The sequence below is a fragment of the Stenotrophomonas pictorum JCM 9942 genome, assembly GCF_001431585.1.
GTDB lineage: Bacteria > Pseudomonadota > Gammaproteobacteria > Xanthomonadales > Xanthomonadaceae > Stenotrophomonas > Stenotrophomonas pictorum.
Genome location: NZ_LLXS01000024.1, coordinates 1 through 23,444 on the forward strand (window position 1 = coordinate 1; position 23,444 = coordinate 23,444).

Below are 23,444 nucleotides of genomic sequence, written 5' to 3' on the forward strand. Positions count from 1 at the left end.
CTGCCTCGTCAACACCTTTTTCGAGGCGGTGACTTCAAGCTTTCCTTTCGCTTGCGCCTCTTGCGAGGCCCCTGCGTCGGGGGAGGTGAAGTATGTGCCTCTTTACGGGCTTTGTGAAGGGGTTGTGGAAAGTTTTTTCCAGCAATCGTTCATTGCGCCCTGGAGCGGCCCGTACTGCTTTGCTTGCACTTATCGGTGTACACAGCAGTACGCATCCAGATGATGCTGATCAAGGCTTACGGGGTGATGAGGCAAAGGGGCGTCGCCCTACCCTCTCCCGGCGGGAGAGGGCTTTGGCCGCTCCCCGGGGGAAGCGGCCTTGCTCACCTGCGCCGTCAGCCCGCCACTACCAGCAGGACGCGGGCGAAGGTGCGTTTGCCAACCTGCAGCAGCCCCTCGAAACCAGGCTGCAATACGGTCTGGGCGTCTTCGACGACTTCGCCATCCACCTTTACCGCGCGCTCCTTGAGCTTGCGCGAGGCCTCGGAGTTGCTCGGGGTGAGCCCTGCCGCCGTCAGCAACGCACCGATACGCAGTCCTTCAGCCGGCACGGTCACTTCCTGCAGCGGCAGCTGGGTGATATCGCCCTGCCCGGTCACCGCGGCATTCCAGCCGGCGATGGCCTGCTCGGCGGCGCCGGCATCGTGGAAGCGGGTGGTCAGCTCGCGCGCCAGGCGCAGCTTGATCTCGCGCGGATTGATCGTGCCGGCCTCGACGGCGGAACGCAGCTGCCCGGCCTCGTCAATGGAGATGTCGAAGCTGAGCAGGTCGATCCAGCGCCACATCAGGGTGTCGTCCACCTTCATGGTCTTGGTGACGATGTCGATCGCCGGCTCGCTGATGCCGATGTAGTTGCCCAGCGACTTGGACATCTTGTTGACGCCGTCCAGGCCTTCCAGCAGCGGCATGGTCAGCACGATCTGCGGCTTCTGTCCGTGGTGTTCCTGCAGGCCACGCCCCATCAGCAGGTTGAACTTCTGGTCGGTACCGCCCAGTTCGACGTCGCATTCCAGCGCCACCGAGTCGTAGCCCTGCACCAGCGGATACAGGAATTCATGGATGGCGATGGATTGCTGGGCGGCGTAGCGCTTGGCGAAATCGTCGCGCTCGAGCATGCGCGCCACGGTGTGCTGGCCGGCCAGACGGATCATGTCGGCCGCACTCATCTTGCCGAACCACTCCGAGTTGAAGCGCACCTCGGTCCTGTCCCGGTCCAGCACCTTGAACACCTGCTCCTCGTAGGTGCGTGCGTTGGCCAGCACATCCTCGCGGCTGAGCGGCTTGCGGGTCAGGCTCTTGCCGGACGGATCGCCGATCATGCCGGTGAAGTCGCCGATCAGGAAGATGACCTGGTGACCGAGATCCTGGAACTGGCGCAGCTTGTTCAGCAGCACCGTGTGGCCCAGGTGCAGATCGGGAGCGGTGGGGTCGAAACCGGCCTTCACACGCAGCGGACGGCCGCTTTCCAGCCGCTGGCGCAACTCCTCCACTTTGAGGATTTCATCGGCACCACGGCCGATCAGGGCAAGGGCTTCATCAATCGAGGACACGCAAAACTCCCGGCTTCGCCGTTAAAAACATGAATGGTGTTAAGTGCAAGTTAACCGCGCCGCAAGATCGAAAAGCCATGTGGCTCAATGGTTTGACGCGGTATTGATACCTGTCTATGTTACCCGCGTTTAGGCCCGCGATCCGGGCCGGCCAGAGAACTGAGTGATGTCCCAACCCGATCATGGCCCCGCGCGCAAACAACGCTTCAAAGAACGCCTCAGCGTCCTGCACGACACCGCCCTGCATCGAAAGCTGAAACACCACCTGCCGGCCGCGTTCAACGAACGCTGGACCCGACGGCATTGGATCCACGCCAGCCTGTTCGCCACCATCGGCGCGTTGGCGGCGACGATCGTGCCCGGCTTCTCCAATGCCATCGATCTGCCGGTCCCCACGTCCCACTCCACGCTCGCCCTGCCCTTGCCGCCGCTGTCACTGGCCCGCCGCGGCGAGACCCCGGGCGACAGCTGGCAGATCCAGCGGGTGGAACGCGGGCAGACCCTGAGCGATCTGTTCGCCGCCGCTGGCGTGCCGGCATCGACCATGCAGCGCGTGCTGGACCACCCCGGCACCCGCGAGGTGCTGACCCGGCTCAAGCCCGGCACCGAGATCGCCTTCGACCTGCCGGTCAACGGCACCCTGCGCAGCATCCGCTTCGACCGCGATGCCAACCACCGCGTCGAGCTGTCGCTGCAGGGCGACCAGATCCGCGAGAAGGTGATGCAACGCGCCAGCACCACCCGCACCGTGGTCGCCAGTGGCGAGATCACCAGCTCCCTGTACACCGCCGCCCGCCGGGCCGGCCTGTCGCCCTCGGCCATCGCCACGATGACCGACGAGATCTTCAAGTACGACATCGACTTCTCCAAGGACCTGCAGCCGGGTGACCGCTTCAGCGTGGTGCTGGATGAAACCTGGCGCGAAGGCGAGCGCATCGACACCGGCAAGATCCTGGCGGCCACCTTCCAGACCGGCGGCAAGACCCACACCGGCTTCCGTTTCGAGCGCAACGGCAAGTCCGAGTACTTCGATATCAGCGGCCGCCCGCTGAAGAAGAGCTTCATCCGCTCGCCGATCCAGTTCGCCCGCCTGAGCTCGAACTTCGGCTCTCGCCGGCATCCGATCCTGGGCACCATGCGCATGCACAAGGGCGTGGATTACGCCGCACGTACCGGCACCCCGATCATGGCCGCCGGCGATGCCCGTGTGCAGTTCGCCGGCACCCAGCGCGGCTACGGCAATGTGGTGATCCTGGATCATGGCCGCGGCCACACCACGCTGTATGGACACATGTCGCGGCTGGGCCCCTACCGCACCGGCCAGCGTGTCGCCCAGGGCCAGGTGATCGGCTATGTGGGCTCCACCGGCATGTCGACCGGGCCGCACCTGCACTACGAATTCCGCGTCAACGGCGTGCACCGCAATCCGCTGTCGGTGACGATGCCGCCGCCGGAACCGCTCAAGGGCGCCGAGCTGGTCGCCTTCCGCGCCCAGACCGCGCCGGCGATGGCGCGGATCCAGGGCATGGAGGAGCTGATCTATGCCGACGCCGGTAACCGCAAGCCGGCCGCCACCCGCACCGCCAGTGCCGCGGCCACACCCGCACCGGCCGGCAAGCGCGGCTGACCTCCGCGTTCCACGTTGACGCCACGGGCAGGGAGCTGGAAGCTTCCTGCCCGTCTGCTTTCCGGTTCCCGCAATGACGCCTGTCGATCCGCACCTGCCGCTGTTTGTTGGCCTGATGTCCGGCACCAGCGCCGATGGCATCGATGCGGCGCTGGTGCAGTTTCCCGAGGACGGCGGCTGCCGCTTCATCCATGGCCATACCCATCCGTGGGAGCGCCCGACCCGCGAGCTGCTGATCGCGCTGGGCCAGGGCGGCGAGCCGGCCTCGCTGGACGCGCTGGGGCAACTGGACGCGGCGGTGGGCCTTGCCTTCGCCGCGGCAGCCAACCAGCTGCTGGCGGAGGCCGGGTTGGACCGCACCCGCGTGCGTGCGATCGGCTCGCACGGCCAGACCATCCGCCACCGGCCGCTGGCCGACCCGGCTTTCACCTGGCAGATCGGCGATGCCAGCCGCATCGCCGAACTGACCGGCATCACCACGGTGGCCGACTTCCGCCGACGGGATGTCGCCGCCGGGGGTCACGGCGCACCGCTGATGCCGGCGTTCCATCTGGCCATGCTCGGCAGCACCGGTGAGGACCGTGCGGTGCTCAACCTGGGCGGCATCGCCAACCTGAGCCTGATCGCGCGTGACGGCAGCATCCGCGGCTTCGATACCGGCCCGGCCAACGCCCTGCTCGATGGCTGGTGCCAGCGCCACCTGGATTGTCCTTACGACGCCGACGGCGCGTTTGCCGCCCGCGGCCGGGTCGACGAGGTCCTGCTGGCGAAGCTGCGCGCCGAGCCGTGGTTCGCGCTGCCGCCGCCCAAGAGCACCGGCCGCGAACAGTTCCACCTTCAATGGGTGGAAGCGCATTTCGCCGACACCCCGCCGGTGCCGGCGGATGTGCAGGCCACCTTGCTGGAGCTGACCGCCGCCACGGTGGCCGATGCGCTGCTCGCGCATCTGCCCGACGTGCGTCAGGTCCTGGTCTGCGGCGGTGGCGTACGCAATCCGCGCTTGCTGCAGCGCCTGCAGGCCCGGCTGCCGGACGTGCGGGTCGGCTCCAGCGCCGGGCACGGCCTGGACCCGGATTACATGGAAGCGATGGGCTTTGCATGGCTGGCGCAGCAGACGCTGGCAGGACGCCCGGGCAACCTGCCCAGTGTCAGTGGCGCGCGCGGACCGCGCATCCTCGGCGCGATCCACCCGGCCTGAAACACCACTAGAACCCGCCGCCGGCCGGCAACGCCTTCAACGCCAGAATCGCTTCGGACAGCGCATCGACCTCCGGATTCTCGAACCCGCCGCGCACTTCCTGCTCGCCGGCGAACAGGCCCTGCTCCAGCAGCGCCAGACAGGTCTGTTCATGCGTCCAGCCGCGGGCCACCGCCAGCCGGCGGATCCGCTCAAGCAGGTGCGGATCGACATCCCGCAACGTCACATCGGCCATACCCACCACCTGTTGGCTACCGGTGGATCCCCCCGCGGGCATGATCAGACAGACCACCGCGCGATTCAACGCTTGCCGCAGCTTCCCGCGTCAGGCAGGGCGCGCCAGCTGCGTGGTCGCATCCACTTCGCGGCGCAGCCACCAGGCCATCAGCAGCCCCGGCACACCGACCACCACCGACACCAGGAAGAACACCTGCCAGCCGTAGGCATCGGCCAGCACGCCGGCGAATGGGCCGACGAACACCCGTCCCAGCGTGGCGAACGCCGACAGCAACGCGTAGTGGGTGGCCGAAAAACGCGTGCCACACAGGCCACTGAGCAACGCCACGAACGCCGCCGTGCCCATACCCCCGGCGAAGTTGTCCAGGCTCAGCGCGAACAGCAGCAGGCCATCCATCGGCGTGGGCTGGTCCAGGTGCACGATCAGCAGGTTGAACGCCGGCACCTGCACCGTACCCCAGGCGCCGGCCCCTTCCCGGGCCAGCAGATAGAAGCCCAGATTGGACACCAGCTGCAGCACGCCGAAGGCGATCACCGCGTTGGACAGGCGTACCCGCAGCAGGAAGAAGCCACCGACGATGGCGCCCACGATCGTCATCAGCAGGCCGATGGTCTTATTCGCCAGCCCTACCTCGGCCTGGCTGAAACCCATGCCCTTGAGCAGGAACGGCGTGGACAGGCTCAGCGCGAAGGCATCGCCGACCTTGTACAGCACCACCAGCGCCAGGAACGCGCCGGCCCCGCGCATGCCGAAGTAGCTGCGCAACGAGGCGTTGAGGGTCTCGAACGGTACCCGGCGGGTGGCGCCCAGGCCCATCAGCATCGCCGCGGCGATCTGGGTGACGACGAACACCAGCCGTACCCAGCGGTCCTTGCTGGCCGGATCCAGTCCCAGCAGCACCAATGCCTGGTGCGCCAGCCACGCGCCCAGTGCGACGCCGGCCACCAGCGCCAGGAAGCCGCGCAACTCGCTACCGGCCCGGGATACCGGCGCCTTGAAGCGTTCCGGCAGCGGCGGCATCAGCGCCAGCGCCAGCACGCCCACCGTCGCGGCCAGGGCGGCCATCACCCGGTACACCTGCGGCCAGCTCTGCCACTGTTCGGCCCAGATCAGGGTGATGCCGCCGGACAGCACCATCGCCAGCCGGTAGCCGAGCACCGTCAGCGAACCGCCCAGGCCGCGTTCGGCCGGTGCCAGCAGGTCGGTCCGGTAGGCATCGATCACCACATCCAGCGTCGCCGACAGGCACGCCACCAGCACGGCCGCCGAGGCGAACAGCGCCAGATTGCGCGACGGCGACAGCGTGCTCATCGCCAGCAGCGCCGCGGCAAGTAACAGCAGCAGCAGCACGATCCAGCCGCGCCGGCGCCCCAGCAGCGGCAGGTCGAAGCGGTCGATCAACGGCGCCCACAGGAACTTGAAGGTATAGGGAATGCCAATCAGCGACAGGAAGCCCAGCGTCACCAGGTCCAGCCCGTCCACCGTCAGCCACGCCTGCATCGCCCCGCCGGTCAGCGCCAGCGGCAGCCCGGAGGCGAAGCCCAGCAGCAGGATCACGAACAGCCGGCGCAGGCGCTGCAGCCCGGCCGGCGGGGCCTCCAACACCGCTTCGGTCACAGGTCGTAGTCCACGGTGAACGGGGCATGGTCGGAAAAGCGCTCACCGGTGTAGATCGAGCAGCCGCGCAGACGCTCACGCAGGCCAGGGGTGAGCAACTGGTAGTCGATGCGCCAGCCGACGTTGTTGGCACGCGCCGCGCCGCGGTTGCTCCACCACGTGTAGTCCTGCCCGTCCGGGTGCAGCGCGCGGTAGGCGTCCACCCAGCCACGGCCCGTGGCCGGATCGGCCAGTTCGGCCCGATCGGCGCACAGCCCGTTGAGCCAGTCGCGCTCTTCCGGCAGACAGCCGGAGTTTTTCTGGTTGGACTTCCAGTTCTTGATGTCCAGCGCGCTGCGCACGATGTTCCAGTCACCGCACAGCACGTAGTCGCGCCCGCTGGCCAGCCACTCGTCCAGGATCGGCCGCAGCCACTGCATGACCTCGAACTTGAAGCCCTGGCGCAGCTCGCCGGAGGAGCCGGAGGGGATATAGAACGAGACCACGCTCAGGTTGCCAAAGCGCGCCTCGATGTAACGGCCTTCATCATCGAACGGCGCCCAGCCCAGCGACGTGCGCACCTCGTCGGGCTCGCGCCGGCTCCAGATCGCCACCCCGCTGTAGCCCTTCTTGGTGATTGCGTCGCGGTAGAAGCAGTGGTGGCCGTCCGGGCGGAACAGCGCGTCGGTCAGCTGCGCCTCCTGCGCCTTGGTTTCCTGAATACACAGCACGTCGGCCTGCTGCTGGGCGAACCAGTCGCCAAAACCCTTGGTGGTGGCCGAACGGATGCCGTTGGCGTTGAAACTGATGATGCGCATGGAATACCGCTGGCTGGACCTGGGACCGGCACAGCATACCGTCCGCCCCAGCAATCGCCGAAGCCATGCTTTACCCTAGGCGCCTTCAATAGACGACAAGAAAACGCATTTACATGAGTGACCACCGTTCCCGTTTCCTGCAGCTGGCGCTGAACGCCGACGCGCTGCGTTTTGGCCAGTTCACCCTCAAGTCCGGCCGCGTGAGCCCGTATTTCTTCAACGCCGGCCGTTTCGACACCGGCCTGGCACTGGCCCAGCTGGGCAACTGCTATGCCGACGCCATCGACGCGGCCGGGATCGCCTATGACCAGCTGTTCGGCCCGGCCTACAAGGGCATCCCGCTGGCCACCGCGATCGCCTGCGAGTTCTCGCACCGCGGCCGCAACCTGCCGCTGACCTTCAACCGCAAGGAAGCCAAGGACCACGGCGAGGGCGGCACCCTGATCGGCGCGGACATGGCCGGCAAGCGTGTGCTGATCGTCGATGACGTGATCACCGCCGGCACCGCGATCCGCGAGGCGCTGGCGATCATCCGCGAAGCCAACGGCATTCCGGCCGGTATTGTCGTTGCGCTGGACCGCCAGGAGATCGCCTCGGAAACAGACGCGCGCTCGGCCGCGCAGGCCGTGGCCGCCGAGACCGGCATCCCGGTGATCGCCGTGGCCAACCTGGCCGACCTGCTTGCATTCGCCTCCGGGAACCCGGAACTTGTCGGCTATCGCGAACCGCTGCTGGCCTACCGTGGCCGCTACGGCAGCAATCCAACAGGCTGACAGCAGGGGGCTGCCATGGCGCTGGACCGGTACAACACAGGGGCGACGTTGCTGATGCTGCTGGCCACGCTGGCGGCACCGGCGCTGGCGCAGAACAAGGGCGATTCCGGCAAGAAACTGTATTGCTGGGATGAGGGCAGCCGCCGCATCTGTTCGGACACGCTGCCACCGGAAGCGGTGAACAGCGCGCGCCAGGAGTTCAACGCCCGCAGCGGCACCCGCAGTGCCGAAATCCAGCGCGCGCTCACCGCCGAGGAGCGCGCCGACGCCGCCCTGGCCGAGGCCCAGCAGAAGATCGATGCGGCCGCGGCCGACACCCGCAGGCGGACCGAGCAGGCGATGCTGGCCACCTATGGCAGCGAGGACGCGCTGCGTCGGGTGTTCGCCGAGCGCACCGCGATCGTGGACAACAACATCAACACCGCCCTCTACAACGTCGCCAGCCTGCGCGAAGCGCTGGCCGCGCAGCTGCTGTCGGCCGGCAACCGCGAGCTGGCCGGGCAGAAGGTGAGCGACAAGCAGGCCGGCGAGATCCGCCAGCGCCACACCGAGCTGCTGGCCCAGCTGCGGCTGCAGGCCGCATTCGAGCAGCAGCGCAAGGCCATGGAAGTGGAGATCGCCGAAAGCCTGGCCCGCTACCGCGAACTGAAGGGAATTGCGCCACCCGCCGCGCCGGACGCAGCGCCCGCACCCGCGCCAACCCAGGGCTGAGCGGGCAGCGCCGCAGGCACGAGAACGAAGCGACCTCCGGGTCGCTTTTTTCATGGGTGTGGCAATACACCCGCCGCCCCGCTTGGCGACGGGCGAGGTTCATGGCGCCACCTGGCACACGCATTTTTATGCCGTTTTTACGCCACCATCCGGTCCGCGCCGTCGCGCGTTTATGGCCTGCCGAAGGACGATGTCTTACCTGACCGGGGATCAGGCTCATTGCAGGCTGCTCCCCGCCCTCCATCCACGCGCCATTCCGGCCCAACCGGAGCGCGTCCTGAATTCGAGGTTTCCATGCCCGGCTGGCTTGCCCTGTTGTGCGGCGTAGTGGTGCTGATTGCCGCTGCCTACCTGTTGTACGCGGTCCTTCGACCCGAGTCGTTCTGAGGAGCGCCGTCGTGATTGAACCCATCCTCATCATTCTGGCCAGCCTGGCGCTGGCCTGGCCGCTGGGCCTGTACCTGGCCCGGCTGATGCGTGGTACGCCGATGCGTATCGACGTCCTCTTCCACTGGATCGAAAAGCCGCTGTACCGCGTGCTCGGCGTGGACCCGAAACATTCCATGTCCTGGCGCGGCTATGTGGTCGCGTTCCTGATCAGCAACCTGGTGCTGGCGGTGCTGACCATGACCGTGTTCATGACCCAGGCCTGGTTGCCGTTGAACCCGGACAACATCCCCAACCTGCGCTGGGACACCGCGCTGCACACCATGGTGTCGTTCCTGACCAACACCAACCAGCAGCATTACAGCGGCCAGGCGCAGCTGTCCTACTTCTCGCAGATGACCGGCATCACCGGCCTGCAGGTGATCACTCCGATGATGGGGCTGGCACTGGCGGTGGCAACGCTTCGTGCCCTGTTCATGAAACCGGCCGGCAACGACAGCGGCAATGCCTCGCCGCGCGTCACAGTCGGCAACTATTACGCCGACGTGGTGCGCCTGTGCCTGCGCTTCCTGCTGCCGCTGTGCCTGGTGTGGACACTGCTGCTGAACTGGCAGGGCGTGCCTTCCACGCTGGCCGCCGGCCCGCAGGCCACGCCGATCGATGCCACCGCCGGCATGGAAACGCAGAAAATCCCGCTCGGCCCGGTTGCGGCGATGGTCGCCGCCAAGCAGCTCGGCGCCAATGGCGGCGGCTGGTATGGCCCGAACAGCAGTTTCCCGCTGGAAAATCCGACCCCGCTGTCGAATGCGCTGGAGCTGATCGGCATCCTGCTGATCCCGATGGCCATCATCTGCATGCTCGGCAGCTTCACCGGCCGGCGGCGCTTTGGCGCGCTGGTGTTCGGCTGCATGCTGACCATGTCGGTGCTGTCCACCAGCGCCAGCCTGTGGCTGGAAGGCCACAGCGCCAGCGCCGCCAGTGCGTTGCTGATGGAAGGCAAGGAGACCCGTTTCGGCGCCGATGGCACGGCGCTGTGGTCGTCCATCACCACCCAGGTGCAGAACGGCTCGGTCAATGGCATGCACGACTCGCTGAGCCCGCTCGGCGGGATGATGCCCATCGTCAACATGCTGGTCAGCGCGATCTGGGGCGGCATCGGCTGCGGCATCCAGCAGTTCCTGGTCTACCTGATGATGGCGGTGTTCCTGGCCGGCCTGATGACCGGACGTACACCCGAACTGCTGGGCCGCAAACTGGAAACGCCGCAGGTGCGCCTGCTCGCGGTGCTGGTATTGCTGCAGCCGATCACCCTGCTCGGCCTGACCGCGCTGACGCTGGCCATGCCTGGCCTGGCCGGCACCTCCAACCCCGGCTTCCATGGCATCAGCCAGGTGTTCTACGAGTTCACTTCGGCCTATGCCAACAACGGCTCGGGCTTTGAAGGGCTGGCCGACAACAGCGTGTGGTGGAACCTCAGTTGTGCGCTGGTGTTGGCACTGGGCCGCTTCCCGATCCTGATCATCCCGCTGGTCATCGCCACCCAGCTGGCCGCCAAACGGCAGGTGCCGCAAAGCGCCGGCAGCCTGCAGATTGAAACCCCGACCTTCGCATTGACGCTTATCTGCGTGGTCATCGTCCTTACCGTGCTGCAGTTCCTGCCAGCGCTGGTGCTTGGCCCGGTGGCCGAACACCTGAGCCTGCTGGCCCTGCAGGGAGCCCCCTCACCGTGAACGCCCCCATGAACCGCTCCGCCTCTCCTGTGGCATCTTCTCCTGCGGCATCGCGCCGCCCCGCCGTGCTCGATGCAGCCGACCTGCGCCGTGCGCTGTTCGACTCGGTCCGCAAGCTGTCGCCGCTGCACCTGCTGCACAACCCGGTGATGGCGGTGGTGATGGCCGGCACCGTGCTGGCGCTGACCGTCACCCTCAGCGGCACCGCGCCGCTGGGCTTCGGTCTGGCCGTCACCGCGATCCTGCTGGTGACGGTGTTGTTCGGCAATTTCGCCGAAGCCGTGGCCGAGGCGCGTGGTCGTGGTCAAGCCGCGTCGCTGCGCCGTGCACGCCAGGACCTGGTCGCACGGCGTGTTTCCACGCCGCTGCAGGGCGCGGCCGAAAGCCGTGTGCCGGCTGCCGAATTGCGCCCGGGCGACCATGTGATCGTCAGTGCCGGCGAGTTCGTGCCGGCCGACGGCGAGATCGTGCGCGGCCTGGCCACCATCAACGAGGCCGCGGTCACCGGCGAATCGGCTCCGGTGCTGCGCGAGGCCGACACCGACCGCTCCGGCGTGATCGGCGGCACCAAGGTGCTGTCCGACGAGATCGTGGTGCGCATCAGCGCCGAACCGGGCCACAGCTTCCTCGATCGCATGATCGCGCTGGTGGAAGGTGCCAACCGGCAGAAGACGCCGAACGAAATCGCGCTGACCCTGTTGCTGGCGGCGATGTCGCTGACCTTCCTGGTGGTGGTGGCGACGCTGCCGGCGATTGCGGGCTTTGTTGGCGTCAAGGTCGATCCGCTGCTGCTGATCGCCTTGCTGGTGTGCCTGATACCGACCACCATCGGCGGCCTGCTGCCGGCCATCGGTATCGCCGGCATGAACCGTGCGCTGCAGGCCAATGTGCTGGCCAAATCCGGCAAGGCGGTGGAAGTGGCCGGCGACGTGGACGTGCTGCTGCTCGACAAGACCGGCACCATCACCTACGGCGACCGTCAGGCCACGCACTTCCATCCGCTGGCCGGCATCGACGCAGCGCAGCTGCGTGAGGCATCGCTGCTGTCGTCCCTGGCCGACCCGACGCCGGAAGGCAAATCCATCGTGCGTCTGGCGCGCGAGCAGGCCTGCACCACCGCCGAGCCGGAAAAAGCGGAGTACCTGTCTTTCACCGCGCAAACACGCATGTCCGGTGTCGACCTCGACAACGGCCGCAGCATCCGCAAGGGCGCTGCCGATGCCATCACCGCGCATGTGCTGGCACTGGGTGGCACGGTGCCGAACGAGCTGCAGGCGCGGGTGGACCAGGTTGCCCGTGGCGGCGCCACGCCGCTGGTGGTCAGCGAAGGCCGGCATGTGCTCGGCGTGGTGGAGCTGGCTGACGTGGTCAAGCACGGCATGCGCGAGAAGTTCGCCCAGCTGCGGGCAATGGGCATCCGCACGGTGATGATCACCGGCGACAACCCGCTCACGGCCGCCGCCATCGCCGCCGAAGCCGGCGTCGATGACTACATCGCCCAGGCAAGGCCAGAGGACAAGCTGGCGCGCATCCGTGCCGAGCAGGCCGGCGGCCGGCTGGTGGCGATGGTCGGCGATGGCACCAACGACGCGCCGGCGCTGGCCCAGGCCGACATCGGCCTGGCGATGAACTCCGGCACGCAGGCGGCCAAGGAGGCCGGCAACATGGTCGATCTGGATTCGGACCCGGCCAAGCTGCTGGCGGTGGTGGAAGTGGGCAAGCAGCAGCTGATCACCCGCGGTGCGCTGACCACCTTCTCGCTGGCCAATGACGTCTCCAAGTACTTCGCGATCCTGCCGGCGCTGTTCGCCGCCAGCATTCCGTCGATGGCGGCCTTGAACGTGATGCAGCTGTCGAGCCCGCGCAACGCGGTGCTGGCGGCGCTGATTTTCAATGCCTTGGTGATTCCGGCCCTGATTCCGCTGGCCCTGCGTGGCGTGCGCTTCCGTCCGGCCACCGCCACCGCGCTGCTGCGGCGGAACATGCTGGTGTACGGACTGGGCGGCGTGCTGCTGCCGTTTGCGGCCATCAAGGCCATCGACCTTCTGCTTGCTCTGGTATTTGGCGCATGAACACCTCCAACACTTCTTCCCGTCGTACCGGCGACCCGCTGTGGCGGCCGGCCATTGGTCTGTCCCTGTTCGGCCTGCTCGGCACCGGCCTGGTCTATGCGACGCTGGCGACCGGCATCTCCGGCTCACTGTTTCCTGCGCAGGCCGATGGCAGCCTGATCCGCGATGCCGACGGCCAGGTGCGTGGCTCGCTGTATCTGGCGCAGCCATTCGTCGGCGATGGCTATTTCCAGACCCGTCCTTCGGCGGCCAACTACGACCCGATGGCGGCGGCCGGCAGCAATATGGCGCGCAGCAATCCGGACCTGGTCAAGCGCGTAGGCGAAACCACTGCTGCCATCGCCGCCCGCGAGAAGATCGACCCGGCCACGGTGCCGGCCGATCTGGTCACGCAGTCGGCCAGCGGACTGGATCCGGAGCTGTCACCGGCTGCGGTGCAGGTGCAGGTGGCACGTGTGGCCCGCACGCGCGGCTGGCCTGAAGCGCGGGTGCAGACGCTGGTGGCTGTACACACACAGAACCGCCAATGGGGCGTGTTCGGCCAGCCGCGTATCAACATCGTCGCCCTCAACCGGGCGCTGGATCAGGCCGCGTATGCGCCCTGATGCGGGCCGCGCCTGCAACAGCGCACAATCGCGGCCATGAACGACTCCCGCAGCCGCCAGGCCGATGCCCTGGCCGAGGCCCTGCAACGTGACGCCGGTGGCAAGCTCACCGTCTTCCTCGGCGCCGCGCCGGGCGTGGGCAAGACCTTCCGCATGCTCACCCGCGCCCAGGAACAGCTGCGGCGCGGCGTGGACGTGGTGGCGGCCGTGGTGGAAACCCATGGCCGCAGCGATACCGCCGCCCTGCTCGACGGTCTGCCGCGCATCGCCCTGCGTACGCTGGACTACCACGGCCATCAGCTGCAGGAGCTGGATCTGGACGCGGTGCTGGCGCGCAAGCCGGCACTGGTGCTGGTCGACGAGCTGGCCCATCGCAACGCTCCCGGTAGTCGTCACGAACGTCGCTGGCAGGATGTGATGGAGCTGCTCGATGCCGGCATCGACGTGTGGACCACGATCAACATCCAGCATCTGGAAAGCCTCAACGATGTGGTGATGCGCATCACCGGCGTGCGCGTGGGCGAGACCGTGCCCGACGTGGTGTTCGATCGTCTGCATGACATCGTGCTGGTCGACCTGCCACCACGCGAGCTGATCGAACGCCTGCAGCAGGGCAAGGTCTACGTTCCCGAACAGGCGGCGCAGGCGCTGCAGGCCTTCTTCTCACCGGCCAACCTCACCGCGCTGCGCGAACTGGCGATGCAGGAAGCGGCCGACCGCGTCGACAGCAGCCTGCGCGAGACCCGCGCCGCACGCGGCGAAGGCAATCTGCCGCTGCGGCGGCGGGTGGTGGTCGCCATCGATGGCAGCGGCCAGAGCGAGTACCTGGTGCGGGTGGCGCGGCGCATCGCCGAACGCCGCGACGCACCGTGGACGGTGGTGACCGTGCAGCACCGGCGCCCCGATGAGGCCACCCGCCGCGAGATCGACGCCGCCTTTGCGCTCGCCCGCCGGCTCGGTGGCGACGCCGAGCTGCTGCATGGGCCGGGCATCGCCGATGCGCTGCTGGATTACGCCGCGCACAACGCGGTGTCCTCACTGGTGCTGGGTCGTACCCGCGAACGCCCTTTCGCACGGATGCTCAACCAGACCCTGACCCAGCAGCTGATCCAGCGCGGCGCGCACTACGAGATCACCATCATCAGCACACCGCAGGCACGCGCCAATGCGCGTCGCTTCGGGCTGTCGCTTACCCCGGACAGCTGGGGCAAGGATGCCATGACGGCGGTGCTGGCCACCGCCGGCGCCTGCTTCGCCGCATGGCTGGGCGAACACTGGATAGGCCTGAGTGATCTGGCGATGGTGTTCATCGTCGCGGTGGTGCTGGTGGCCGCGCGCACCCGCATGAGCGCGGCGGTGCTGGCGGCGACGCTGTGCTTCCTCGCCTACAACTTCTTCTTCATCGCACCACGCTTCACCTTTGCGATCAGCGCGCGGCAAGGCGTGATCACCGTCTTCCTGTTCCTCGCCGCCGCACTGGTTGCCGGCCGCTTGGCATCGCGCCTGCGCATGCAGGTGGTGGCGCTGCGTGCGGCCAACCGCCATGCCAATGTGCGGCAGACGCTGGGGCGGCAACTGGTCGGTGCCACCGACAATGCCCAGGTCGCGCACGCCGGCCGGGTAGCACTGGAACAGGCATTGGATGCACCGGCCTGGGTACGGCTGGGTGCCGACACCAGTACCAGCGGCAGTGCCGCGCCCGGCGACACCGATCTGGCAGCGGCCGACTGGGCACTGCGTCATGGCCAGCCCGCCGGCCGCTTCACCGACACGTTGGCCGGCGCCGGCTGGTGGTTCCTGCCCTTGCTCGACGGCGAGGCGCGGGCGATAGGCGTGGCCGGCCTGCGCTTTGATCATCAGCACTCACGGCTTGCCCCCGAGCAACGCCAGCTGGTGCAGGCGATGGCCGACGACATCGCCCAGGCCGCCCTGCGCACGCGGCTGGTCGCCGACCTGGAAACAGCGCATCTGCACAACGAAACCGAACGCCTGCGCTCGGCCCTGCTGTCCTCGGTGTCGCATGACCTGCGCTCGCCGTTGGCGGCGATGATCGGCTCGGCCGACAGCCTGTCCAACTACGCCGATGCGATGGATGCCGGCGACCGCCGCACCCTGCTCGACACCATCGTGGTCGAGGGCGAACGGCTGGACCGCTACATCCAGAACCTGCTCGACATGACCCGGCTCGGCCACGACGGGCTCAAGCTCAACCGCGACTGGATCGGCGTGGACGAACTGATCGGCTCGGCCGCGCGGCGCCTGCAGCGCTATCAACCCGAGGTGCGCCTGCAGCTGGACATTCCGGCCGCGCTGGCGCCGATCTGGGTGCACCCGGCGCTGGTCGAACAGGCGGTGTTCAACGTGATGGAGAACGCGGCCAGGTTCTCGCCGCCGGGCGTTCCGGTGGAAGTGCGTGCCCGCCAGCGCGATGGCGAACTGTGCATCGAGGTGATCGACGAAGGCCCGGGCATCCCCGATGCCGAGCGCTCGCGCATCTTCGACATGTTCTACAGCGTGGAGCGGGGTGACCGTGGCCGCCAGGGCACCGGCCTGGGCCTGACCATCTGCCAGGGCATGATCGGCGCCCACGGCGGCCGCGTGGAGGCACTGGCCGGTCCGGGTGGACGCGGTACGCTGATCCGCATGACTCTACCCCAGCTCCAGCCGGCACCCTCCGGCCCGCACGAAGATGAATAGCGCCCCGGCCATTCCACCAGCGCGGGTGCTGGTGATCGACGATGAAGTGCAGATCCGCCGCTTCCTCGACATTTCCCTGCGTACGCAGGGCTATGCGGTGGCCCAGGCCGCCACCGCTGCCGATGGCCTGCGACAGCTGGCCGAGGACGGCGCCGACCTGGTGGTGCTGGATATCGGCCTGCCCGACATGGAAGGCCACGAGGTGCTGGCCGAGCTGCGGCAATGGAGCCTGGTGCCGGTGATCATGCTCAGCGTGCGGGCCGGCGAAGCCGAGAAAGTGCGCGCCCTGGACAACGGCGCCAATGACTACGTGACCAAACCGTTCGGCACCCGGGAGCTGATGGCACGGGTGCGGGCGCTGCTGCGCAGCCGCAGCACCGACAGCGAAGGCCAGGTGCCGGTGTTCGACGATGGCCACCTGCATATCGACCTGGCCCGGCGCGCGGTGCGTGTGGACGGTGATGGGATCGCCCTGACCCGCAAGGAGTACGCCCTGCTCGCCCTGCTGCTGCGCAACTACGGACGGGTGGTGACGCAACCGCAGATCCTGCAGGAGATCTGGGGGCCGACGCATCGGCATGACACCCATTACCTGCGCATCCTGGTGGGACGGCTGCGGCACAAACTGGGCGACTCGGCCCTGCAGTCGCGCTATGTGTTCACCGAGCCCGGTGTCGGCCTGCGCTTTGCCGGCAACTGACAAGGCCGCCCGCGTTGTCCGCGGACGGCCCCGGTTTTCAGCCGGGGACGGCGCTCAGAACGGCAGGTCGGTGCCCGCCGGCAACACCTGCAGCAACTGCTCGCGGAACAGCTCCTGGATGCGTTTCAGTCCAGCCTCGTCGTTGGCCTCAAAGCGCAGCACCAGCACCGGCGTGGTGTTGGAGGCGCGCACCAGGCCCCAGCCGTCGTTGAAATCCACCCGCAGGCCGTCGATGGTGGCCAGGCGCGCACCGGCGAAGGGCGAGCCTTCGACCTGCGCCTGGGCCTGCACCGCGGCGGCGATCAATGCCACCTGCGCGTGCTGGGTGCCCGCCTCCACCGCCACTTTCAGCTCCGGCGTGGAGACCGCATCGGGCAGCGCATTCAACACCTCGGCCGGGTCCTCTTCACGCTGGGCGAGGATTTCCAGCAATCGCGCCATCGCGTACAGGCCGTCGTCAAAGCCGTACCAGCGCTCCTTGAAGAAGAAGTGGCCGCTCATCTCGCCGGCCAGCTCGGCATCGGTCTCACGCATCTTGGCCTTGACCAGCGAGTGCCCGGTCTTCCACATCATCGGGCTGCCGCCATGGCGCAGGATGTAGTCCGACAGCTTGCCGGTGCACTTCACGTCGTAGATCACCATCGCGCCGGGATTGCGCATCAGCACATCGGCGGCGAACAGCATCAGCAGACGGTCGGCGTAGATCACCTTGCCATCCCTGGTCACCACGCCCAGGCGGTCGCCATCGCCATCGAAGGCCACGCCGATATCGGCGTCGAAGCGCTTCACCGTCTGGATCAGGTCTTCCAGATTGTCCGGTTCGCTCGGATCCGGGTGGTGGTTGGGGAAGCTGCCATCGACATCGCAGTACAGCGGAATGACATCGGCACCGATGGCTTCCAGCAGCTGCGGCGCCACCGCCCCGGCCACCCCGTTGCCGGCATCGGCCACCACCTTGAGCGGACGGTCCAGCTGCACGTCGTCGGCGATGCGCAGGATGTACTCGTCGATCACCTCGCGCTGCTGCAGCCCGCCAAGCGTATCGGCACGTTGCAGACGGCCTTCCTGGATACGCGTGTACAGGTCGGTGATGGCGGCACCGGACAGCGTTTCACCACCGATCACGATCTTGAAACCGTTGTAATCCGGCGGATTGTGGCTGCCGGTCACCGCCACGCAGCTGCCGGCGCGCAGGTGGTAGCTGGCGAAATACACCACCGGCGTCGGCGCCAGGCCGATGTCGATGACATCGCAGCCGGCAAGGCGCAGGCCCTGGATCAGGCTGTCGGCCAGTTCCGGCCCGGACAGCCGGCCATCGCGGCCGACCACCACATCACGCAGGCCCTGCGCCTGCATCGCACTGCCGATGGCCTGGCCGATCAGTGTGGCGACCGTGGCATTGAGTTCGCTGCCCAGCACGCCGCGGATATCGTAGGCGCGGAAAATGCCCGGCGGCACCGCCTCGGCACCGGGTTCGGCCTGTACCGTCGCCTCGCCACCGGCCCGCGCGGCGCCGGGCGCGGGCGGCAGCGGGTCCTGCTGCAGGGCTTCATGCAGGGTGATGCCGCTGTCTTCTTCGATCTCGCCCTTCCTGCGCAGCGCCGGCAGGCCGGCCAGTCGCTTGCGCCCGAACAGCAACAGCAGCGCCGTCACCAGCAGCAGCAACGCCACCACCGCGCAGGGAATCGCCCCCAGACCCAGCGGGCCTGCGTCGACATCCGGCAATTCGGCCACCACGCGCAGGCCGGTGTCGCCGACCGGACGGGCCAGCGCATCGGCACTGCCGCCCAGGCCGGTATTGCCCTTCTGCAGGATGGTGAAGCCGCCCTGGCGCAGGCCCAGAAACGCCCGGTCCGGCGACTGGATCGGATCGAATACCGAGGTCAGGCGGGTCAGCGGCTGGCGGATGTAGACCACCGCCGGCTGCCCGTGCAGCTGCACCGGCGCGGCCAGGCCCAGACGCGGGCCATTGGCATCGCGTACCACCCGCGCGACCGGCTTGCCCTCGGCCAGCGCCAGCTCCAGCAGCGCCAGGCGCGAATAGCCGAAGGTGGCCGGATCGGCATAGGCGCTGGACAGCGTGGCGTCGAGCACCTGCGCGTCCTCCACACCGGTCCACTGCTCCCGCACCGCCAGCGCGGTGGCGGTGGCATCACCGGTGGCCAGCGCGGCCTGTACCGGCGCCCGCTCCAGCTGCTTGCCGAACTGCACCAGCTGCGCGCTGACCGCCTGCTGCACGTCGCTCACGGCGCGATCGCGCGCCTGTTCCAGCGCAGTGCCGGTATCGGCCTGCAGCCACTGGTTGAACGCGCTCCAGCCGAACCAGCCCGCCAGCAGCAACAGCAGCACCGCCAGCAGCGGCGTTGAACGGCCCAGCGCCACGCGCGGGCGTTGGCTTTCCTTACCTTGGCTCATCGTGCGTTTCCCCCCTGTCAGCGCACCCCGGTGTGGCCAAACCCACCCGTTCCACGTGCACTGTCGATGAAAGTATCCACTACCTGCAACGTGACGCGGGCGATGGGCATCACCACCAGCTGCGCGATGCGGTCGCCGGGTTCGATGGTGAAGGCGTCACGGCCCCGGTTCCAGACGCTGATCAGCAGCGGCCCCTGGTAGTCGGCATCGATCAGGCCGGTGCCGTTGCCCAGCACGATGCCATGGCGATGGCCCAGCCCGGAGCGTGGCAGCACCACCGCACACAGGTTGGGGTCGGCGATATGGATGGCGATACCGCTGGGCAGCAGCGCCGCATCGCCCGGCGGCAGCGTCATCGGCGCTTCGATCGCCGCGCGCAGGTCCATGCCGGCGCTGGCTTCGGTGGCGTAGCCCGGCAGCGGCCAGGCATCGCCGAAGCGGGGATCCAGCAATTTCACCTGCAACGGCTGCAGCGCACTTGCCTCATTCATGCATCCAACCTCTCGGCGATCAGGTCCAGCAGCTGTTCGGCCAGCCGGGTCTTGGCGGTGCCCGGGAACTCGCGCTGGCCGCCATCCCAGTAGGCCACCGCCGCGTTCTGGTCGCTCTCAAAGCCGTTGCCGGCGATGCCGACCTGGTTGGCGATGATCAGGTCCAGATGCTTGGCCACCAGTTTGCCGCGCGCATATTTCTCCACCTCGTGGGTCTCGGCGGCAAAGCCGACCACCAGCTTCAGCGCCTGGGTCTGCGCGGCCACTTCGGCCAGGATGTCCGGGGTGCGCACCAGCTCCAGCGTCAGGGTCTGGCTGTCGGCGGTCTTCTTCAGCTTCTGCGACGAGACCTGGCGCGGGGTGTAATCGGCCACTGCGGCCGCGCCGATATAGATGTCCGCCGGCAGCGCGCCCAGCACCGCCTCGCGCATCTGCGCGGCCGAGCGCACGTCGATCCGGGTGACCCCGGCCGGCGTCGGCAACTGCACCGGCCCGCTGACCAGGGTCACCTGCGCGCCCCGGGCGGCGGCGGCGGCGGCCAGCGCATAGCCCATCTTGCCGCTGGAGCGGTTGCCGACATAACGCACCGGATCCAGATCCTCATAGGTCGGGCCGGCACTGATCAGCACCCGCAGGCCGTGCAGCCGGCCCGGCACAGTAGCCGCGGCCGGACCCGCATGACCTGCCAACGCCGCGACAATCGCCAACGGCTCGCTCAGGCGGCCGGGGCCGGATTCGCCCTCGGCCAGCGGACCGTCCTCAGGCCCGATCACCTGTGCCCCGCGCTCGCGCAGCAGCGCGATATTGGCCTGCGTGGCCGGGTGCAACCACATGCGATGGTTCATCGCCGGGCACACGGTCAGCGGCGCGGTGGTGGCCAGGCACAGGGTGGTTACCAGGTCATCGGCGTTGCCATGGGCCAGCCGCGCCAGCAGATCGGCCGTGGCCGGGGCCACGACAATGCGGTCGGCCCAGCGCGCCAGTTCGATATGTCCCATCGCCTGTTCGGCGGCGCTGTCCCACAGCGTGGTGCGGGTCGGCTGGCCCGACAAGGCCTGGAAGCTCAGCGGCGTGACGAACTGCTGCGCCCCTGCGGTCATCGCCACCTGCACCTGCGCGCCGGCATCGCGCAGCCGGCGCACCAGCTCCAGCGCCTTGTAGGCGGCAATGCCGCCGCCCACGCACAACAACAGTTTCTGTCCTTCCAGCGATCGCGATGGCGTCTGTGGACTCTGGGGAAAGCCGGTCACGAGGAAAATTCCTACCTGCACAAGAACGTTTAGCTTACCCGAAGGGTCGGCATCGCCTGATCCCGTTTCTGGCCACTGGCGCCCAGTCTGTGGGCATGCATATCCGCGACTGGCCCACTGCCGAGCGTCCCCGCGAGAAGCTGCTGGCCCGGGGCGCGGGCATCCTCTCCGATGCCGAGCTGCTGGCGATTTTCCTCGGTTCGGGCCTGCGCGGCCGCGACGCGGTGCAGACCGCACGCGATCTGCTGCTGGCCCATGGTCCGCTGCGGCAACTGCTGGACCGCAACGCCGATGAACTGGCGCAGCTGCCGGGCCTGGGGCCGGCCCGCGCCTGCAAGCTCAGCGCCGCGCTGGAACTGGGCCAACGCCATCTGGCCGCCGAGCTGGAACGCGGTATCGCCCTGAGCGATCCCACCTCTGCCGGTCGCTATTTCGCCCAGCGCCTGCGCGCGCGGCCGCATGAGGTGTTCGCCGCGCTGTTTCTGGATACCCGGCACCGGGCGCTGGCCTTCGAGGAGCTGTTCGCCGGCACCATCGACGGCGCCGAGGTGCATCCGCGCGAAGTGGTGCGTCGCGCCCTGGCCCACAATGCGGCGGCGGTGATGATCGGGCACAACCACCCGTCGGGAAATCCGGAGCCCTCCGCCGCCGACCGGGCCATCACCACCCGCCTGCAACAGGCGCTGGCGCTGGTCGATATCCGCCTGCTGGACCACTTCGTGATCGGTGATGGCGCCCCGGTCTCGCTGGCCGCACGCGGCTGGATCTGAACCAAAACCGCGGGGTCTTTGACATTCCTGACCGCCAGGCACGCGCCCCGGCAAGGCGGCCGGGCCATGGCTCAGGTAAAATGGGCAGTTCCGCGCTTCAAGCAGATAGTCACGTGAAAGCCCAACTCCGCGCCCTCATCGGCCAAGGCATCGAAGCCTTGCGCGCCAACGGCACCCTGCCTGCCGACACCCTGCCGCCGGATTTCGTGGTCGAACGACCCAAGACCCGCGAACACGGCGACTTCGCCACCAATGCCGCGATGCTGCTGGCCAAGGCCGCGCGCAGCAATCCGCGCGCCATCGCCCAGGCACTGGTGGCGGCACTGCCAGCCAGCGACGACATCGCCAGTGTCGAGATCGCCGGCCCGGGCTTCATCAACTTCAAGTTCGCGCCGGTGGCCTACCAGCGCGAAGTGGTCAGCGTACTCAAAGAGGGCCAGGACTACGGTCGCAACCTGACCGGCAACGGCCGCACCGTGGGCGTTGAATACGTCTCGGCCAACCCGACCGGCCCGCTGCACGTCGGCCACGGCCGCGCCGGCGCGATCGGCGACTGCATCGCCCGCGTGCTGGAAGCCAACGGCTGGAACGCCAAGCGCGAGTTCTACTACAACGACGCCGGTGTGCAGATCGAGAATCTGGCCAAGTCGGTGCAGGCCCGTGCGCGCGGTTTCAAGCCGGGCGACGCGCAGTGGCCCAGCGAGGCCTACAACGGCGAGTACATCGGCGATGTGGCCACCGCCTACCTGACCGGCCAGACCGTGGAACTGGAAGGCAGCCAGGTGGTCGGCGCCAAGGATGCCGAGGACATCGAGGCCATCCGCCGCTTTGCCGTGGCCTACCTGCGCAACGAGCAGAACCAGGATCTGGCCGCATTCGGCGTGGATTTCGACATCTACTTCCTGGAAAGCTCGCTGTACAAGGACGGCAAGGTCGAAGAGACCGTGGCCCAGCTCAACGCCTCCGGCCACACCTACGAGGAAGGCGGCGCGCTGTGGCTGCGCAGCACCGATTTCGGTGACGACAAGGACCGCGTGATGCGCAAGTCCGACGGCACCTACACCTATTTCCTGCCGGACGTGGCCTACCACCTGAGCAAGTGGCAGCGCGGCTACGAGCGCGCGATCACCGAGCTGGGCGCCGACCACCACGGTTCACTGGCGCGCGTGCGCGCCGGCCTGCAGGCGCTGGACGTGGGCATTCCCCAGGGCTGGCCGGAATACGTGCTGCACCAGATGGTCACGGTGATGCGCGGCGGCGAGGAAGTGAAGCTGTCCAAGCGTGCCGGCAGCTACCTGACCCTGCGCGACCTGATCGAGGAAGTCGGCGCCGATGCGGTGCGCTGGTTCCTGATCGCGCGCAAGCCCGATTCGCAGCTGACCTTCGACATCGACCTGGCCCGCCAGCAGAGCAGCGACAACCCGGTGTTCTACGTGCAGTACGCCCATGCCCGGGTCTGCTCGCTGCTGCGCCAGGCGCAGGAGAAGGGCCTGGAGTACACCCAGGCCGACAATCTGGCCGCGCTGGCGGTGCTGGGCGACGCGCTGTCGCTGGAGCTGATGAACGAGATCTCGCGTTATCCGGAAGTGGTGGAAAGCGCCGGCATCGCGCTGGAACCGCACCAGGTCGCACAGTACCTGCGTGAATTGGCGCACGCTTTCCACACGTGGTATCACGGCACGCCGGTGCTGGTGGATGAGGCTGCCGAGCGCAACGCCAAGCTGACACTGGCCTGCGCGGTGCGGCAGACGCTGGCCAACGGCCTGGGCATCCTGGGCGTCAGCGCCCCGGAAAAGATGTAAGTCAAGGAGACGCA

19 protein-coding genes are annotated in these 23,444 nt (G+C 68.0%); 12 read left to right on the top strand and 7 right to left on the bottom strand.

The annotated features are described in order from the left end of the window. Nucleotides 1-335: 335 nt before the first annotated feature. The gene (tyrS, locus tag ARC78_RS09120) at nucleotides 336-1,550 is read right to left on the bottom strand and encodes a tyrosine--tRNA ligase (RefSeq protein ID WP_054660183.1); all 1,215 of its coding nucleotides are present in this window, start codon (nucleotides 1,548-1,550) and stop codon (nucleotides 336-338) included. Nucleotides 1,551-1,716: 166 nt separating this feature from the next. Here tyrS and ARC78_RS09125 point away from each other — a divergent pair, with 166 nt between their 5' ends. Next, nucleotides 1,717-3,177, top strand: a complete 1,461-nt coding sequence (locus ARC78_RS09125; protein WP_057506148.1) for a M23 family metallopeptidase — start codon at nucleotides 1,717-1,719, stop codon at nucleotides 3,175-3,177. Between the two features lie 73 nt (nucleotides 3,178-3,250). Beyond that, nucleotides 3,251-4,375: an anhydro-N-acetylmuramic acid kinase gene (locus tag ARC78_RS09130; RefSeq protein WP_057506149.1), complete on the top strand. Its 1,125-nt coding sequence runs from the start codon at nucleotides 3,251-3,253 to the stop codon at nucleotides 4,373-4,375. A gap of 7 nt (nucleotides 4,376-4,382) precedes the next feature. Here ARC78_RS09130 and ARC78_RS09135 read toward each other — a convergent pair whose 3' ends face one another. The 3 genes from ARC78_RS09135 to ARC78_RS09145 form a co-directional block, all read right to left on the bottom strand. After that, nucleotides 4,383-4,610: a hypothetical protein gene (locus ARC78_RS09135; RefSeq protein ID WP_054660813.1), complete on the bottom strand. Its 228-nt coding sequence runs from the start codon at nucleotides 4,608-4,610 to the stop codon at nucleotides 4,383-4,385. A 90-nt stretch (nucleotides 4,611-4,700) separates the two neighbouring features. Then, nucleotides 4,701-6,230, bottom strand: coding sequence for an AmpG family muropeptide MFS transporter (locus ARC78_RS09140; RefSeq protein ID WP_199398905.1), 1,530 nt, complete (start codon nucleotides 6,228-6,230; stop codon nucleotides 4,701-4,703). After that, nucleotides 6,227-7,027 (bottom strand): exodeoxyribonuclease III, encoded by an 801-nt coding sequence (locus tag ARC78_RS09145; protein ID WP_054660342.1) that lies wholly within the window; start codon nucleotides 7,025-7,027, stop codon nucleotides 6,227-6,229. Before ARC78_RS09145 ends, ARC78_RS09140 begins: the two co-directional genes overlap by 4 nt. A gap of 113 nt (nucleotides 7,028-7,140) precedes the next feature. On the opposite strand from ARC78_RS09145, the gene pyrE reads away from it, so the two are divergent. The 8 genes from pyrE to ARC78_RS09185 all read left to right on the top strand — a co-directional run bounded on the left by pyrE (nucleotide 7,141) and on the right by ARC78_RS09185 (nucleotide 16,702). Then, the gene (pyrE, locus tag ARC78_RS09150) at nucleotides 7,141-7,800 is read left to right on the top strand and encodes an orotate phosphoribosyltransferase (protein WP_054660344.1); all 660 of its coding nucleotides are present in this window, start codon (nucleotides 7,141-7,143) and stop codon (nucleotides 7,798-7,800) included. Nucleotides 7,801-7,815: 15 nt separating this feature from the next. Further along, the gene (locus tag ARC78_RS09155; protein ID WP_425480560.1) at nucleotides 7,816-8,511 is read left to right on the top strand and encodes a hypothetical protein; all 696 of its coding nucleotides are present in this window, start codon (nucleotides 7,816-7,818) and stop codon (nucleotides 8,509-8,511) included. 294 nt (nucleotides 8,512-8,805) lie between these two features. Beyond that, a complete protein-coding gene (locus tag ARC78_RS09160) occupies nucleotides 8,806-8,898 on the top strand; it encodes a potassium-transporting ATPase subunit F (RefSeq protein WP_054660392.1) in 93 nt (30 codons plus the stop codon). An 11-nt stretch (nucleotides 8,899-8,909) separates the two neighbouring features. Beyond that, a complete protein-coding gene (gene kdpA / locus ARC78_RS09165; protein ID WP_054660390.1) occupies nucleotides 8,910-10,628 on the top strand; it encodes a potassium-transporting ATPase subunit KdpA in 1,719 nt (572 codons plus the stop codon). Between the two features lie 8 nt (nucleotides 10,629-10,636). After that, nucleotides 10,637-12,700, top strand: coding sequence for a potassium-transporting ATPase subunit KdpB (gene kdpB, locus ARC78_RS09170; protein WP_057506150.1), 2,064 nt, complete (start codon nucleotides 10,637-10,639; stop codon nucleotides 12,698-12,700). Next, complete coding sequence (gene kdpC / locus ARC78_RS09175; RefSeq protein WP_057506151.1) at nucleotides 12,697-13,305, top strand: potassium-transporting ATPase subunit KdpC; 609 nt, start codon at nucleotides 12,697-12,699, stop codon at nucleotides 13,303-13,305. Before kdpB ends, kdpC begins: the two co-directional genes overlap by 4 nt. Before the next feature lie 36 nt (nucleotides 13,306-13,341). Next, on the top strand, nucleotides 13,342-16,002 hold the full coding sequence (locus tag ARC78_RS09180; RefSeq protein WP_057506152.1) for a sensor histidine kinase: 2,661 nt from the start codon (nucleotides 13,342-13,344) through the stop codon (nucleotides 16,000-16,002). Beyond that, a complete protein-coding gene (locus ARC78_RS09185; RefSeq protein ID WP_054660159.1) occupies nucleotides 15,995-16,702 on the top strand; it encodes a response regulator transcription factor in 708 nt (235 codons plus the stop codon). The genes ARC78_RS09180 and ARC78_RS09185 overlap by 8 nt, the downstream gene beginning before the upstream one ends. A 54-nt stretch (nucleotides 16,703-16,756) precedes the next feature. Here the strand turns inward: ARC78_RS09185 and ARC78_RS09190 are convergent, their stop codons facing one another. From ARC78_RS09190 to coaBC, 3 genes are read right to left on the bottom strand one after another with little or no spacing between them, the layout of a single operon-like run. Then, complete coding sequence (locus ARC78_RS09190) at nucleotides 16,757-19,117, bottom strand: phosphomannomutase/phosphoglucomutase (protein ID WP_057506153.1); 2,361 nt, start codon at nucleotides 19,115-19,117, stop codon at nucleotides 16,757-16,759. Between the two features lie 17 nt (nucleotides 19,118-19,134). Continuing rightward, complete coding sequence (gene dut, locus ARC78_RS09195; RefSeq protein ID WP_054660926.1) at nucleotides 19,135-19,608, bottom strand: dUTP diphosphatase; 474 nt, start codon at nucleotides 19,606-19,608, stop codon at nucleotides 19,135-19,137. Continuing rightward, nucleotides 19,605-20,858 (bottom strand): bifunctional phosphopantothenoylcysteine decarboxylase/phosphopantothenate--cysteine ligase CoaBC, encoded by a 1,254-nt coding sequence (gene coaBC / locus ARC78_RS09200; protein ID WP_096144940.1) that lies wholly within the window; start codon nucleotides 20,856-20,858, stop codon nucleotides 19,605-19,607. Before coaBC ends, dut begins: the two co-directional genes overlap by 4 nt. A 95-nt stretch (nucleotides 20,859-20,953) precedes the next feature. On the opposite strand from coaBC, the gene radC reads away from it, so the two are divergent. Next, nucleotides 20,954-21,628 (top strand): RadC family protein, encoded by a 675-nt coding sequence (radC, locus tag ARC78_RS09205; RefSeq protein WP_054660085.1) that lies wholly within the window; start codon nucleotides 20,954-20,956, stop codon nucleotides 21,626-21,628. A 113-nt stretch (nucleotides 21,629-21,741) separates the two neighbouring features. Further along, a complete protein-coding gene (gene argS / locus ARC78_RS09210; protein ID WP_057506154.1) occupies nucleotides 21,742-23,430 on the top strand; it encodes an arginine--tRNA ligase in 1,689 nt (562 codons plus the stop codon). Nucleotides 23,431-23,444 lie beyond the last annotated feature (14 nt).

Excerpts from the sequence above, each read along its gene's own strand:
- ARC78_RS09160 (WP_054660392.1), top strand. The coding sequence starts at position 8,806 with ATGCCCGGCTGGCTTGCCCTGTTGTGCGGCGTAGTGGTGCTGATTGCC.
- pyrE (WP_054660344.1), top strand. The coding sequence starts at position 7,141 with ATGAGTGACCACCGTTCCCGTTTCCTGCAGCTGGCGCTGAACGCCGAC.
- ARC78_RS09125 (WP_057506148.1), top strand. The coding sequence starts at position 1,717 with ATGTCCCAACCCGATCATGGCCCCGCGCGCAAACAACGCTTCAAAGAA.
- ARC78_RS09145 (WP_054660342.1), bottom strand. The coding sequence starts at position 7,027 with ATGCGCATCATCAGTTTCAACGCCAACGGCATCCGTTCGGCCACCACC.
- ARC78_RS09130 (WP_057506149.1), top strand. The coding sequence starts at position 3,251 with ATGACGCCTGTCGATCCGCACCTGCCGCTGTTTGTTGGCCTGATGTCC.
- ARC78_RS09135 (WP_054660813.1), bottom strand. The coding sequence starts at position 4,610 with ATGGCCGATGTGACGTTGCGGGATGTCGATCCGCACCTGCTTGAGCGG.
- ARC78_RS09185 (WP_054660159.1), top strand. The coding sequence starts at position 15,995 with ATGAATAGCGCCCCGGCCATTCCACCAGCGCGGGTGCTGGTGATCGAC.
- dut (WP_054660926.1), bottom strand. The coding sequence starts at position 19,608 with ATGAATGAGGCAAGTGCGCTGCAGCCGTTGCAGGTGAAATTGCTGGAT.
- ARC78_RS09155 (WP_425480560.1), top strand. The coding sequence starts at position 7,816 with ATGGCGCTGGACCGGTACAACACAGGGGCGACGTTGCTGATGCTGCTG.
- kdpC (WP_057506151.1), top strand. The coding sequence starts at position 12,697 with ATGAACACCTCCAACACTTCTTCCCGTCGTACCGGCGACCCGCTGTGG.
- ARC78_RS09180 (WP_057506152.1), top strand. The coding sequence starts at position 13,342 with ATGAACGACTCCCGCAGCCGCCAGGCCGATGCCCTGGCCGAGGCCCTG.
- kdpB (WP_057506150.1), top strand. The coding sequence starts at position 10,637 with ATGAACCGCTCCGCCTCTCCTGTGGCATCTTCTCCTGCGGCATCGCGC.
- radC (WP_054660085.1), top strand. The coding sequence starts at position 20,954 with ATGCATATCCGCGACTGGCCCACTGCCGAGCGTCCCCGCGAGAAGCTG.
- ARC78_RS09190 (WP_057506153.1), bottom strand. The coding sequence starts at position 19,117 with ATGAGCCAAGGTAAGGAAAGCCAACGCCCGCGCGTGGCGCTGGGCCGT.